Origin of the sequence: Microlunatus antarcticus, assembly GCF_014193425.1 — a bacterium.
Lineage (GTDB): Bacteria > Actinomycetota > Actinomycetes > Propionibacteriales > Propionibacteriaceae > Microlunatus > Microlunatus antarcticus.
Window position 1 is genome coordinate 509,791 of record NZ_JACHZG010000001.1, and the last position, 13,639, is coordinate 523,429.

At 73.4% G+C, this 13,639-nt stretch carries 13 protein-coding genes; 3 read left to right on the forward strand and 10 right to left on the reverse strand.

Annotated elements, in window-relative coordinates; all coding sequences use genetic code 11:
- Window positions 1-35: 35 nt before the first annotated feature.
- A complete protein-coding gene (gene katG / locus FHX39_RS02490; RefSeq protein WP_183336524.1) occupies window positions 36-2,372 on the reverse strand; it encodes a catalase/peroxidase HPI in 2,337 nt (778 codons plus the stop codon).
- A gap of 112 nt (window positions 2,373-2,484) precedes the next feature.
- The gene (gene serC / locus FHX39_RS02495; RefSeq protein WP_183336526.1) at window positions 2,485-3,624 is read right to left on the reverse strand and encodes a phosphoserine transaminase; all 1,140 of its coding nucleotides are present in this window, start codon (window positions 3,622-3,624) and stop codon (window positions 2,485-2,487) included.
- Between the two features lie 53 nt (window positions 3,625-3,677).
- On the opposite strand from serC, the gene pdxH reads away from it, so the two are divergent.
- Window positions 3,678-4,325 carry a pyridoxamine 5'-phosphate oxidase gene (gene pdxH / locus FHX39_RS02500; RefSeq protein ID WP_332836634.1) on the forward strand — a complete coding sequence of 216 codons (648 nt, stop codon included), beginning with the start codon at window positions 3,678-3,680 and terminating at the stop codon, window positions 4,323-4,325.
- 38 nt (window positions 4,326-4,363) lie between these two features.
- Here the strand turns inward: pdxH and FHX39_RS02505 are convergent, their stop codons facing one another.
- From FHX39_RS02505 to FHX39_RS02540, 8 genes are all read right to left on the reverse strand, one after another.
- Window positions 4,364-5,329 (reverse strand): type IV toxin-antitoxin system AbiEi family antitoxin domain-containing protein, encoded by a 966-nt coding sequence (locus FHX39_RS02505; RefSeq protein WP_183336528.1) that lies wholly within the window; start codon window positions 5,327-5,329, stop codon window positions 4,364-4,366.
- Window positions 5,330-5,445: 116 nt separating this feature from the next.
- Window positions 5,446-6,063: a superoxide dismutase gene (locus tag FHX39_RS02510; RefSeq protein ID WP_183336530.1), complete on the reverse strand. Its 618-nt coding sequence runs from the start codon at window positions 6,061-6,063 to the stop codon at window positions 5,446-5,448.
- Between the two features lie 39 nt (window positions 6,064-6,102).
- The gene (locus FHX39_RS02515; RefSeq protein ID WP_183336532.1) at window positions 6,103-6,723 is read right to left on the reverse strand and encodes a class I SAM-dependent methyltransferase; all 621 of its coding nucleotides are present in this window, start codon (window positions 6,721-6,723) and stop codon (window positions 6,103-6,105) included.
- Entirely contained in the window at window positions 6,720-7,541 is an 822-nt protein-coding gene (gene truA / locus FHX39_RS02520) for a tRNA pseudouridine(38-40) synthase TruA (RefSeq protein ID WP_183336534.1), read from the reverse strand. The genes FHX39_RS02515 and truA overlap by 4 nt, the downstream gene beginning before the upstream one ends.
- Before the next feature lies 1 nt (window position 7,542).
- The gene (gene trmB, locus FHX39_RS02525; protein WP_332836635.1) at window positions 7,543-8,256 is read right to left on the reverse strand and encodes a tRNA (guanosine(46)-N7)-methyltransferase TrmB; all 714 of its coding nucleotides are present in this window, start codon (window positions 8,254-8,256) and stop codon (window positions 7,543-7,545) included.
- Between the two features lie 190 nt (window positions 8,257-8,446).
- Window positions 8,447-9,328, reverse strand: coding sequence for an ABC transporter permease (locus FHX39_RS02530; protein ID WP_183336536.1), 882 nt, complete (start codon window positions 9,326-9,328; stop codon window positions 8,447-8,449).
- Complete coding sequence (locus tag FHX39_RS02535; protein WP_183336538.1) at window positions 9,315-10,280, reverse strand: ABC transporter ATP-binding protein; 966 nt, start codon at window positions 10,278-10,280, stop codon at window positions 9,315-9,317. Before FHX39_RS02535 ends, FHX39_RS02530 begins: the two co-directional genes overlap by 14 nt.
- Before the next feature lie 28 nt (window positions 10,281-10,308).
- Window positions 10,309-11,406 carry a LolA family protein gene (locus tag FHX39_RS02540; RefSeq protein WP_183336540.1) on the reverse strand — a complete coding sequence of 366 codons (1,098 nt, stop codon included), beginning with the start codon at window positions 11,404-11,406 and terminating at the stop codon, window positions 10,309-10,311.
- Window positions 11,407-11,481: 75 nt separating this feature from the next.
- On the opposite strand from FHX39_RS02540, the gene FHX39_RS02545 reads away from it, so the two are divergent.
- Together FHX39_RS02545 and FHX39_RS02550 are read left to right on the forward strand one after the other, a co-directional pair.
- The gene (locus tag FHX39_RS02545) at window positions 11,482-12,138 is read left to right on the forward strand and encodes a response regulator transcription factor (RefSeq protein ID WP_183336542.1); all 657 of its coding nucleotides are present in this window, start codon (window positions 11,482-11,484) and stop codon (window positions 12,136-12,138) included.
- The gene (locus FHX39_RS02550; protein WP_198423234.1) at window positions 12,135-13,556 is read left to right on the forward strand and encodes a sensor histidine kinase; all 1,422 of its coding nucleotides are present in this window, start codon (window positions 12,135-12,137) and stop codon (window positions 13,554-13,556) included. Before FHX39_RS02545 ends, FHX39_RS02550 begins: the two co-directional genes overlap by 4 nt.
- The last annotated feature ends 83 nt before the right edge of the window (window positions 13,557-13,639 follow it).

Consider the following 13,639-nt stretch of genomic DNA (forward strand, 5'->3'; position numbering starts at 1 on the left):
CCTCCCGACGTCGGTCGAGAGACGCGGCCCCGCGCTCAGGCGGCCATCGACCCGTAGCGCTTGTGACCCTTCACGTCGAAGCGGTCCAGCATCATCACCTTGTCCCACGCCCGGACGAAGTCGGCGACGAACCGACGCTGGCCGTCGGCCGCCGCGTACACGTCGGCGATCGAGCGCAGCTGCGCGTTCGAGCCGAAGACCAGGTCGTGGCGCGTGCCCGTGAACCTCGCCTCCCCGGTCTCGCGGACCCGTCCGACGAAGGTCGTGCCCGACGCGTCGGCCGGCGACCACTCGAGGTCGGTGTCGGTGAGGCCGACGAAGAAGTCGGTGCTCAGCACGCCGACCCGGTCGGTCCACACCCCGTGGGCGGACGCGTCGTGGTTGGCGCCCAGCACCCGCAGGCCACCGGTCAGCGCCGTCCACTCCGGAGCCGTCAGCGTCATGAGGTTGGCCCGGTCGAGGAACAGCTTCTCCGGCGCCACGGTCGCCGCGACTCCCGCGTACTCGTCGGCGACGAAGTTGCGGAAGCCGTCGGTGACCGGGCGCAGCCACTCGAACATCTCGAGGTCGGTGAGCTCCTGCGTGGTGTCGACGCGGCCCGGCGTGAACGGCACGGTCGTCTCCACCCCGGCGTCACGGGCGGCCTGCTCGACCGCCGCGCACCCGGCGAGCACGATCAGGTCGGCCAGGGAGACCTGCTTGCCCCCGCCGGCTGTGGCGTCGAACTCGTCCTTGACCGCCCGGAGCGCCTCGACCACGGGCACCGTACGCCGGTTGACCGCCCAGTCCTTCTGGGGCGCGAGCGCCAGCCGGCCGCCGTTGGCGCCACCGCGGTGGTCGCTGTCGCGGTAGGTCGACGCCGCCGAGAAGGCGGTGACGACGAGGTCGGGCACTCCGACGCCGATGGCCAGGATCCGCCGCTTGAGCGCGTCGACGTCGGCCGCGTCGATCGGTGCGTGGTCGGCCTCGGGCAGCGGGTCCTGCCACAGCAGGCCGTCCTCGATCGTCACCTCCGGGCCGAGGTAGCGGTGCTTCGGCCCCATGTCGCGGTGCGTGAGCTTGTACCAGGCCTTCGAGAAGGCCAGCGTGAACGTGTCGAAGTCCGTGAGGAACTTCTCGCACACGGCGCGGTAGGCCGGGTCGACCTTGAGCGCGATGTCGGAGGTCATCATCATCAGCGGGTGCGTGAGGCCGGGGACGTGCGCGTCCGGGGTCCGCGGTGCGTCCGGGTCGGTCGGCGTCCACTGCAGCGCGCCGGCCGGGCTCTCCGACTGCTGGTAGTCGTAGGCGAAGAGGTTCTCCAGGTAGCTGTTGTCCCACTGCGTCGGGTCGGGCGTCCAGCTGCCCTCGATGCCGTTGGTCATGGTGTTCTCGGCGTTGCCCGCGCCCTGCGGGTTGTGCCAGCCGAGGCCCATGGCCTCGATCGGCGCGATCTCCGGCGGCGGGCCGATCTTGTCCGCCGGGACCGCGCCGTGGCTCTTGCCGAAGGCGTGGCCGCCGGCGATCAGGGCGACGGTCTCCTCGTCGTTCATGGCCATCCGGCTGAACGTGATGCGGATGTCGCGCGCCGAGCCCAGCGGGTCGCCGTTCGCGTACGGGCCCTCCGGGTTGACGTAGATCAGGGCCTGGTGCGATGCGGCGAGCGGGTTCTGCAGGTCGTAGTCGGCGTCGCTGTTCTGGCCCCGCCAGCGCTCGTCGCGGGTGACCATCGAGTCGTAGCTCGCCACGTTCGCGGCGTCCCAGACCTCGGGACCCCAGTAGCTGGCGTCGTCGGCCTCCCAGGCGTCGAGCCGGCCGCCGCCGAAGCCGTACGTGGGGAAGCCCATCAGCTCGAGGGCGCAGTTGCCGGTGAGCACGATCAGGTCGGCCCAGGAGAGCGCCGAGCCGTACTTGTGCTTGATCGGCTGCAGGAGCCGGCGCGACTTGTCGGTGTTGCCGTTGTCCCACCAGCTGCTGATCGGGGCGAAGCGCTGCATCGCGGTTCCCGCGCCGCCCCGGCCGTCGGCGATCCGGTAGGTGCCCGCGGAGTGCCAGGCCATCCGGATCATCTGCGGGCCGTAGTTGCCGTAGTCGGCGGGCCACCAGGGCACCGACGTCGTCAGCAGGGTCGTGATGTCGCGCTTGAGCTCGGCGAGGTCGATGGTCGCGAAGGCCGCCGCGTAGTCGAAGTCGGGGCCCATCGGATCGGCGGCCAGGCCGTTGGTGTGCAGCAGCTCGACCCGGAGACGGTCGGGGTACCAGGTCTCGAGCGTGGGGGAGTCGCCGAACGCGCCGCCGACGGTGTCACCGCCGAACGGGCAGCTGCCCTGCATCTCGAAGGTGCTCGTGTCGGTCCGGTCGGCTGACCGGGCCTCGTCGTGGATGTCGACCATGTGTTCCTGTTCCTACCTCTCGCCCGACGGCACGAGAACCGTGCCTCACCAGCGATTCTGCGCCTCGGTGCTCAGCAGTTGCCGACGCGGCCGGACGGCGCACAGGTGGCGCTCAGGTCCCGAGGCGGGGGACCAGCCAGTCGACGCAGGCGCACAGGGCGCTGACGTCGTCGGGGTCGACGTTGGGGAACATGCCCACCCGCAGCTGGTTGCGGCCGAGCTTGCGGTAGGGCTCGGTGTCGACGACCCCGTTGGCCCGCAGGGCGGCGGCCAGCGCGGCCGCGTCGACGCCCTCGAAGTCGACGGTCGCGACGACGGGGGAGCGGTGGGCCGGATCCGTGACGAACGGGGTCGCGTACGGCGACCGTTCCGCCCAACCGTAGATCCGGGCCGCGGAGTCCGCGGTGCGCGCAGCCGCGCCGGCCAGCCCGCCGCGGGCCGCCAGCCAGCGCAGCTGGTCGCGCATCAGGAAGAGCGTGGCGATCGCCGGGGTGTTGAGGGTCTGGTCGAGGCGGGAGTTCGTCAGCGCGACGGCCAGGCTGAGGCTCTCCGGGATCCAGCGGCCGGAGGCAGCGATGCGCTCGACGCGCTCCACGGCGGCGGGGGACACCAGGGCGAACCAGAGCCCGCCCTCGGAGCCGAAGCTCTTCTGCGGCGCGAAGTAGTAGACGTCGGTCTGGCTGACGTCGAGGGCGACCCCACCCGCCGCCGACGTCCCGTCGACGACGACGAGCGCGCCGTCGTCGGCTTCCTCGACCCGCTGGACCGGGGCGATCGCGCCGGTCGAGGTCTCGTTGTGGGCCCAGGCGTAGACGTCGGCGCCGGGCACGGCCGTCGGGACGTTGACGGAGCCCACCGGGGCCGTGACCACGATGGGTGCGTCGAGGTGGGGGGCCGCGGCCGCGGCGGCGGCGAACTTGGCCGAGAACTCCCCGAAGCTGGCGTGCGCGCTCCGCCGCTCGATCAACGAGCTGACCGCCACGTCCCAGAAGGTCGTCGAGCCGCCGTTGCCGAGGACGACCTCGTAGCCCTCGGGCAGCGCGAAGAGCTCGGCCAGCCCCGTACGGACATCGCCCACGAGGCTCTTGACCGGGCGCTGCCGGTGGGAGGTGCCGAGGAGCGCGGCCCCGTCGGTGGCGAGGGCCGCAAGCGCCTCGGGCCGGATCTTCGACGGGCCGCAGCCAAACCGGCCGTCCGCCGGCAGGAGGTCCTGGGGGATCCGGAGCGCCGTCACGGTGGTCCATCCTTCCATCTGGGGCGTGGACCGGCCCGGCTGTCCGCCGGTCGTGCTGGAAGGATGGCGAGGTGCCCGACCTCGCAGGTGAACGGATGGACTACCGCGCCGACACCCTGCGGGAGCAGGAGGCCCCGGCCGACCCGTTCCCGCTCTTCGACGGCTGGCTGGCCGACGCGTTCGCGGCCAAGGAGCGCGGCGAGCTGCCCGAGCCGACGGCGATGGTGCTGTCCACGAGCCTCGGCGACCGGCCGACCTCGCGGACGGTCCTGCTGAAGGGCGTCGAGGACGGCACGTTCGTGTTCTTCACGAACTACGACTCCGCCAAGGGCCACCAGCTGCTGGTCAACCCGTACGCGGCCCTGCACCTCGGCTGGTACCCGCTGCAGCGCCAGGTCCGCGTCGAGGGGCTCGTGACCCGCGTCGCCCGCGAGGAGTCGGAGGCCTACTTCGCGTCGCGCCCGCGCGGCTCGCAGCTCGGCGCCTGGGCCTCGCCGCAGTCGGGCGAGGTCGCCGGCGTCGAGGCGCTGACCGACGCGTACGCCCGCGTCGAGCGCCGTTTCGACGGCGAGACCGTGCCCTGCCCGCCCCACTGGGGCGGGTTCCGGGTGCGGCCCTCGATGATCGAGTTCTGGCAGGGCCAGCCCAGCCGCATGCACGACCGGCTGCGCTACGACCGCACCGACGACGCCTGGATCCGGACCCGCCTGGCTCCGTAGACCCAGTGGGGATGCTTTGGCACCCGGTGGGTGCCAGATCATCCCCATTCCCCTGCGGGGACGAGTCGGCAGCGGCGACAGCGAGTCGGCAGGCCGCTCCAGCCACGCTGGTGAAGAGCACGGGCGACCTTGGCCGCCACACGGCACGGCTGGCCGTGAAGGTCACCAGCGCCGAAGCGCAGGGTGAGCAAGCCGTCAAGGCTTGCCTCGTTGTCGCGGTCCATGTCGCGAAACCGCCCGAGCTCGGTGTGCCCGAGCCGTCCGTCGAGCTCGACCACGACGCCGAACTGCGTGTACCAGACGTCACGCACCGCCTTCTTGTCCCGCGAGGGCAGCTGCCGGCTGACCAGGGCACTCAGCCCGTGCGCTCGCTCGACGTCGCGCAGGTAGGTCATCTCCAGCGGAGACCGGACGCCCACCGCGACGTCGGCGAGGAGTCCCTCGAGAAGGTCGCGGCGCGGATGCCGTCTGCGACCGGCCAGCGTGCGTCGGAGGCGCTTCGCCGTCGTCCGACGGCGCTCCACGGCCACGGTCACCCAGCCGACGACGTCCTCCGGCCGAGCGGTGGTGCACAGGTCGAGCACGGTGTCCTCGACGGTGGTGCGGGGTGGCGCACCGATCGATCGGCCACGGGTGCCCGCGCGCTCGCGGACGAACTCGTAGCCGCGGCGCGGGGCGGGCCGCTGCGCGTGAGGTACCAGGACGATGATCCGATCCGGGTCTTCGTCGGCCAACCCGTGGAGCCGACCCGCGGCAAGGTCTCCTACCCGCGCGTCGTCACCGCCCAGCAGCGTGCCCACCCACGCGCGAGCCACGAAGGGCGGCTCGAGGTGGGCAGTGAAGAAGACCCCACGCTCCAGGCGCCGCCAATGGCCCTCGTCAAGCAGCCGTGCGACGACGCGAGGTGAGACCCCGTGGGCGCTGGCCTGCTCGCGCGTGATCACGCCGGCCTGGAGGTCGGCAAGCGGCTTGAGCGCTCGCAGCACCTCGGCCGATGTCGTCACCCGAAAAGCCTGAGGCGCACACGGCGGGGCTCACCCCTTCATCCACAGGGCAAAAGCACAACGGGGATGATCTGGCACCTCACAGGTGCCGGATCATCCCCGTTGTCGGGCTGAGGTCAGATCAGACCGGGGGTCTGCGCCTTCGCCTTGGCGAACCGCTCCTGGGCGTCGGCCCAGTTGACGACGTTCCACCACGCCTTGGCGTAGTCGGCCTTGACGTTCTTGTACTGCAGGTAGAAGGCGTGCTCCCACATGTCGAGGAGGACGACCGGGATCTGCCCGAGCGGCAGGTTGGCCTGCTGGTCGTATAGCTGGTTGATGTTGAGCCGCTGGCCCAGCGAGTCCCAGACCAGCATCGACCAGCCGGAGCCCTGGATCGCGTTGGCGTTGGCCTCGAACTGCGCCCGGAAGCCGTCGAAGCTGCCGAAGAACTCGTCGATCGCCGCCGCGAGCTCGCCGGTCGGCTTGTCGCCGCCGTCCGGGGACATGTTCGGCCAGAAGACCGAGTGGTTGATGTGCCCGCCGAGGTGGAACGCGAGCGTCTTCTCGAGGCCGTTGATCGGGCCGAAGGCGTTCTTGTCGCGCGCGTCCGCGAGCTGGTCGAGGACCGTGTTGACGCCGGCCACGTAGGTGGCGTGGTGCTTGTCGTGGTGCAGCTGCATGATCTCGCCGGAGATGTGCGGCTCGAGCGCGCTGTAGTCGTACGGAAGGTCAGGAAGTGTGTACGTCACCACCCCACCGTACGAGGGTCCCTCCGACCGTCGCCGCCGGGGTCAGCCCGCCGCGGGCGTCACGACCAGCACCCGGAAGCCCTTGCTGCTCGCGGCGCGCCCGCACCCGTAGCCCTGGTCGACCAGCCAGCGCTGCAGCGTGTCGGCGCCCAGGTTCTTGCTGACGACCAGTCGGGCCGTCCCGGTCGGCGCCAGCCGGGGCAGCCAGGTCAGCAGCAGCGCGTGCAGCGCCTCCTTGCCGACGCGGATCGGTGGGTTGGACCAGATCTCGTCGTACGTCGTCCCCGGCTCGACCTGGTCGGGCAGCAGGGCGCGGACGCGGTCGGCGACGCCCAGCTCGGCCGCGTTGTCGCGGCACAGCGCCAGGGCGCGTTCGTTGACGTCGACGGCGTCGACCTGCGCGCCCGGGCAGGCCAACGCGATGCCCAGGGCCACCGGTCCGTAGCCGCAGCCGAGGTCCAGCACGCGCGGGCTGCCCGTGGGCGGGGCGGACTCGCGCAGCAGGATCTCGGTCCCACGGTCGAGGTGGTCGGCGGAGAACACGCCGTTGGCGCTCTGCAGGACGAACCGCCGGCCCCACACCTCGACGTCGAGGCGACGGCGGTGCTCCGGCCCGGCGGGCGTGCCCGAGAAGTAGTGCTCCGGCTGCTCCGGCGAGGTCACACGAGCTCCCGTACGGCTCGGGCTTCGCGCGACCGGGTGGCCAGCGCGTCGTCAGCGGGGTAGCCGACCTCCTCCAGCGTGAGGCCCCGGGCCGGCAGCACCGGCACGGACGGCTCGCGAGCGGACGCGTCGAGGAGCCCGGCCAGCCACACCCCGTCCCGGCGTCCGTCGGCGACGGCGACGAGCGCGCCGACCAGCGAGCGCACCATCGAGTGGCAGAAGGCGTCCGCCCGCACCGTCACCTCGACCACGCCGGCCAGCGGGCCCGCCGCGACCCGCTCCGCGCGGAGGTCGAGCAGCGTACGGATCGTCGTCGCGCCCTCGCGGCGCCGGCAGAACGCGGCGAACTCGTGGAGCCCGAGCAGCGCGGGCGCCACGGCGGCCAGCGTGTCGAGGTCGAGCGTGCCCGGGACGTCCTGCACGAAGCCGCGCAGCAGCGGGTCGCGGGGTGTCCGATCGTCGGCGAGGCGGTAGACGTAGCGTCGCCAGACCGCCGCGAACCGCGCGTCGAAGCCCGCGGGCGCCTCCCGGACCGAGGAGACGACGAGGTCGGGCGGGAGCACCCGGGCCAGCCGGCGGTGGAGCTCCTCGGGCGGCGTGGGGAGGCCCTCGGGCACGTCGAGGTGGGCGACCTGGCCGCGGGCGTGCACGCCGGCGTCGGTGCGACCCGCGCAGACCAGGGTGGCCGGCGCGTCGAGGCGGAGCACGGTGGTCGTCCACCGCTCGAGCTCACCCGCGACGGTCCGCTGCCCGGGCTGGGTGGCCCAGCCCGCGAACCCGGCCCCGTCGTACGCGACGTCCAGCCGCCAGCGGGGCACGTCAGGCGACCCGTCGGTAGACGAGGTCGGCGATCGCGCGGTCCTCGGCGAGGCCGCGCCGCTCGAAACGGGTGACCGGCCGGTCGCCGCGCTCCTCGGGCTCGGCGACGAAGGCGGGGTGGCCGCCGACGACGGCGCGCATCTGGTCGGCGTACTCGGCCCAGTCCGTGGCCAGCCGCCAGAGCCCGCCCGGCCGGAGCCGCGAGGCGACGAGGTCGGCGAAGGCGGGGTCGATGAGCCGGCGCTTGTGGTGCTTGAGCTTGGGCCAGGGGTCGGGGAAGAACGTCCAGACCTCGGCCAGCCCTCCGGCCGGCACGAGCCGTTCCAGCCCGGCCACGGCGTCGACCGGGGCGACGCGCACGTTGCTCACGTCCTCACGGACGGCCCGGGCCACGAGGGCGGCGGCGGCCGGTTCGAAGACCTCGAACGCCAAGACGTCGATCTCGGGGCGCGCCCGGGCCATCGGCACGAGGGAGTCGCCGGGTCCGCAGCCGATCTCGACCACGACCGGTGCCGTCCGCCCGAACGTGGCCGGCAGGTCCAGGACGGCCGCGTCGTCGGCGACCGACGTCCTCAGCGCACCCTGGGGCACGTCCAGCACGATTCCGCCGACCTGCGCCTCGTACGCCCGCCGCTGCGAGTCCCGCATCCGCGCGCTGCGCCGGACGAAGGACGTCACCTCGCGGTGGAGTCGCGGGCGGAGGTCGGTGGGCACGGGTCGCGTCTCTCCTGCTGGCTGGTGGTCACGTCCGCCGGGAGGGGCCGTGCTCGGTCCGTCGAACCTGCGTCTCGGGTCACTGCCCGACGCGAGCTCGACGGGCGCCGGGACTCAGGCATCTTAGGTTCGCCGCGCCGAGCACGGCCCCTCCCGGCTCTCGCGCGCGCCGCGGAGCCGATCGACGGGACTAGGAGGTGATGTCTTTCGACCGGAACCGTGCCCACGCCGCGACCAGGAACACGACCGCGTAGACCAAGGCGGTCAGCAGGCCCCGGCTGATGGCGTCGGTGCTGATCGGGTCGCGCAGCAGGTCGCCGAAGGCGGACCAGTGGTCGACCAGCAGCCACGGGTGCAGCCAGGCGAGCTGGGGGATCGCGTCGAGGATGAACATCAGGACGTCGATCCCGATCGTCGCCACGATCGCGGCGATCGGCTGCTCGGTCAGGGTCGAGACGAACAGCCCGATCGCGCCCAGCGCGGCGAAGCCGGCGCTGAGGTAGAGCACGCTCAGCGCGAGCCGGCCGACCCCGTCGGCGAAGCTCGTCGTGGTCCCGGACAGCAGGATCACGTCGCCGCCGCCGAAGAGCGCGAGCCCGGAGACGACACCGGCCAGCGCGACGAGCGCGGTGGCCACCAGGCCGAAGATCACGACGGCCGCGTACTTGGTCAGGAGGAGCCGCGTACGCCCGGCCGGGATGGTCAGGAGGTAGCGCAGCGTGCCCTGGTTGGCCTCGCCGGCGATGGCGTCACCCGAGGCGGCCGCGACGGCGAGGGGCAGGAACAGGGGGAGCGTGGCGGCCAGCGCCGCGAACGCCACGAACAGGCCGTTGCTGGTGATGGCCTCGAAGAAGCCGGGCCCGCCCCCGCCCCGGCCGTCGTCCGGGCCGGACGACACCTTGAGCGCGATCGCGAGCAGGACCGGGATGGCCGCGAGGACGCCGAGGAGCACGAGGTTGCGGCGCTTGCCGAAGACGATCGCCAGCTCCGAGCGCAGGAACCGCCCGGGGAGCGCGACCCCCGGACGGGGCGGCTCACGGGTGACCAGCACGTCGGCCTCAGCCGCTGACATCAAAGCCCTCTCCGGTCAACGACACGAACACGTCCTCCAGGGACGGCCGCAGGACGGCGAAGCCGAGGACCGGCACGCCGTCGTTCACGAGCTCGGGCACGACCTTCTCGATGGCCACCTCGCCGAGCAGCGCGGTGACGTGGTCGTCGCGGAGCCGGACGTCGGTCAGGCCGAGCGTCCGCAGCACCGCGGCCGCGTCCTCGGTCCGGTCGGTGTCGACGCGCACCGTCTGGGCCGTCGTCGCGTGCAGGTCCGACAGCAGGCCCTGGGTGAGCAACTTGCCCTCGAACATCACGCCCACGTGGGTGCACATCTGGTCGACCTCGCTGAGCAGGTGGCTCGACACGAGGACGGTGGTGCCGTCGGCGGCGAGCTCCTCGATCAGGTGCCGCACCTCGCGGGTGCCCTGCGGGTCGAGGCCGTTGGTCGGCTCGTCGAGCACCAGCAGGTCGCGCGGCACGAGCAGCGCGTTGGCGATGGCGAGGCGCTGGCGCATCCCGAGCGAGTACGCGCGATAACGCTTGGTCGCGGCCGGCAGCAGCCCGACGCGGTCGAGCGCGGCGTCGATCCGGGCGGGCGCCGTCCGGGCGTCGCTGTGCGGGTCGGCGGCGTCGAGGCGGCCCAGGTTGGCGCGGCCGGACAGGTACGGGTGGAACGCCGGCCCCTCGACCAGCGCGCCCACCCGGCGCAGCGTCCGGGAGGCACCGCCGGGCATGGCCTCGCCGAGGACCTCGATGCTCCCCGACGTCGCGGAGATCAAGCCCAGCAGCATCCGGATGGTCGTGGTCTTGCCGGACCCGTTCGGACCGAGGAAGCCGTAGACCGCCCCGCTCGGAACCTCGAGGTCGATCCCCCCGACGGCCGTCTGCTGGCGGAACCGCTTGGTCAGGCCACGCGTCCGGACGGCGGCGGGGAGGTCCCCGCCACCGTCACGGACCGGTGCTGCCGTCATGCTCTGCTTCTACCCGCCGTCAGTCCCGTCAGCGCGCGAGGGCTGCGGCGACGACGTCCGCGCCGACCGCACCCACGGCCAGCCGGCCGTCGTCGGTGAGGATCGCGGTCACGACGGTCCCGTCGAGCTCGCGCCCGGTGCCCCACGAGCCGGAGACCGGCTTGAGCTGACCGAGGAAGCCCTTGAGCGTCTCGTTGCCGTTCGCGGCGTCGCCCGGGAGCTTGGTCACGACGACCGTGCTCCAGCCGGTGCCGACAACAGTGGTGTCCTTCTGAGCCTGGGCCTTGCGGGCCTCGAGCTCCTTCTTCTCCGCCGCCGTCGGGGCCTTGCGCTCCGGCACGGCCTTCTCGGTCACCTTGGTGCCCTCGGGCGCGTTGAAGGAGAACATCCGCGCGTCCGGCTGGCCGAAGGCGATGTCGGTGTACGCGACGTCGAGCGCGGGCTTGTCACCGGCGCCGAAGACCTGCACGCGCAGGGGGACGAAGTTCGCCCCGTCCACGGCGACGCGGACCTGCTTGACCAGCGACGCGCCGTCCTTCGGGGTCAGCACGAGGTCGTACGCGGCCTGGCCGGCGACGGTGACGTCGGGGTCAACCCGGACGGCGGTGGTCGGCGTGAGCTTGGCGAGGACCTCCTGCGCGGCCTGCTGCGGCGTCTGCGGGGCGCCGGCCGGGGCCTGGCGGTCGGCGCGGTCGCTGCCGTCGGGCAGCGTGGTGTGCGTCGCCGCCTTGGCGCGGCTGTCGTAGGTCCACACGTCGGTGCCGTTGGTGACGACGTCGGTCTCGGCGTACTCGTCGTTGACCGCGAGGCGGGCCTTGTCGGCGCCGTCGGTCCACACGCGCATGGTGTGGCTGCCCGAGAGCAGGGAGGTCAGCTGGCCGCCGGCGCTGCCGGTGCCGCCCGGGATGGCCGGGATGCCGAGGTCGGCGTTCTGCACGACGGTGCCCGAGAGCCCGTCGACCTTCGCGCCGCCGACCTTCACGAGGAGGTCCTGCGCGGAGATCGTCGGGAGCGGCGCCTTGGCGTTGGCGCTGTTGACGACGAGGAAGGAGGCCAGGACGGCGAGCAGGACCGCGAGCGGGACGAGCCAGCGCAGGGTCGGACGAGCAGCAGTGAGCGAACGCATGCTCAGAGTCTGCAAGCACCCCGCTGTCAGGAGGCTGAGAAGGCGGCCGAGGGTGCGCCGGAGACACTGGTCGGCATGCGGTTGCTGCTGGTCGACGACGAGACCCGGCTGACGGCCGCGCTGCGCAAGGGGCTCACGGCGGACGGGTTCGCGGTCGACGTCGCCGGTGACGGGGTCGAGGCGCTCGAGCGGGCCGGCCAGGAGGCGTACGACGTCGTCGTCCTGGACGTGATGCTGCCGCGGCTGTCGGGCTACGAGGTCGTGCGGCGGCTCCGGGCGGCCGGCAACTGGGTGCCGGTGCTGATGCTCTCGGCCAAGGACGGCGAGCACGACCAGGCCGACGCGCTGGACGACGGGGCCGACGACTACCTGACCAAGCCGTTCTCGTACGTCGTCCTGCTCGCGCGGCTCCGGGCCCTGCTGCGGCGCGGTGCGGGCGCACGACCCGTGGTGCTCGCGGTGGGTGACGTGCGGCTCGACCCGGCGAGTCGCGAGGTGGACGTCGCGGGCGAGCCCGTGGAGCTGACCGGTCGGGAGTTCGCCCTGCTGGAGTACCTGGCCCGCCACGCCGGCCGGGTGCTGACCAAGACCGAGCTGCTGGACCACGTGTGGGAGGCCGCGGCGGAGACCGGGCCGAACGCCGTCGAGGTCTACGTCGGCTACCTGCGCCGCAAGATCGGGGCGGACCGGCTGATCACCGTGCGCGGCGCGGGCTACCGGCTCGTGGGATGAGGGCGCCCCGGACGCGCAGCCTCAGCCTGCGGACGCGGCTGCTGCTGATCGGGGTGACGGGCGTGGCGATCGCCCTGCTCGTCGGCGGTGCCGGTTTCTACCAGGCGCTGACCGTCTCGACGGACCGCACGCTGGACCGCGAGGCCCTGACGAGCGCGAACGAGGTGGCCCTCCTCGTGGACGAGGGCCGGCTGCCGGAGGCGCTGCCGACGACCGGGTCGCAGCTCGTGCAGGTCGTCGACGCGCAGGAGCGCGTCATCGCGGCGTCGCTCGGGGCCGACCGTCTCGTACCGGTGCTGACCCCGGTGCAGCTGCAGCGGGCGCTCACCGGGGAGGCGGTCGTGGTCGACGGCGCGCGGATCGGGTCCTCCGGGCCGCTCCGGGTCCGCGCCATCCCCGCCGGCCCCGCCACCGCGCCGGTCAGGGTCATCGTGGCCGTCCAGGTCGGGGACGTGCTGGCGGCCCGCTCGGCGCTGCGGACGGGGCTGCTCGTCGTGTTCCCGGCCGTGCTGCTCGTCATGGCCGTGGTGGCCTGGGTGGTCATGGGCCGCACCCTGCGCCCGGTCGAGCAGCTGCGGGCCGGGGCCGAGCGCATCGGGGCCGACGGCATCGGGGTCGGGCGCACCGCAGGCGGGCCGGGTGCGCCCGGCGTCCGGGCGGACCCCGACGCACGCCTGCCCGTGCCCGCCGCGGCGGACGAGATCCGCGCCCTCGCCCTGACCCTCAACGGGATGCTCGACCGCCTGTCCGCGGCCCGGGAGCGGCAGCGGACGTTCGTGGCCGACGCCGCGCACGAGCTGCGCAGCCCGCTGGCGAGCATGCGGGTGCAGCTCGAGGTGGCGGCGCGGCTGGGGGAGGGCGGCGACCTGCCGGCCGAGCTGACGCCCGAGCTCGCCCGGCTCTCGGCGCTGGTCGAGGACCTCCTGCTGCTCGCCCGCAGCGGCGCGGACGCCCCCGTGCCGCCCCACCCCGAGCCGGTGGCCGTGGGTCCGCTGCTCGCCGACGTCGCGGCCGACGTGCCGGGACGGGCGGGCGTACGGGTCGAGGCGCTCCCGCCGGACGGCGACCCGACCGTGCTCGCCGACCCGGCCGAGCTGCGGCGGGTGCTCGTGAACCTCACCTCCAACGCGGTCCGGCACGCCGGTTCGCGGGTCGACCTGGACGCCGTCGTCGCGCCCGACGGCCGCGTCGTCCTGCGGGTGACCGACGACGGCCCCGGCATCGGTGCGACGGACCGCGTCCGGGTGTTCGAACGGTTCGCCCGCCTCGACGACGCCCGCAGCCGCGACGCGGGCGGCACCGGCCTCGGCCTGCCGATCGTGGCCGAGCTCGTGGCGCGGGCGGGCGGGGAGATCGTGCTCACCGACGGCCCGGACGGCGGGCTCCGGGCGCTCGTCACGCTGCCGGCCCCCGGCTGAGGCGCGGTGTTACAACTCGGTACGGACCTGAGCGTTTCCTTGTGATCGCGTCCGGGGCGAGTGCAGAGTGGCTCCACGCAGCA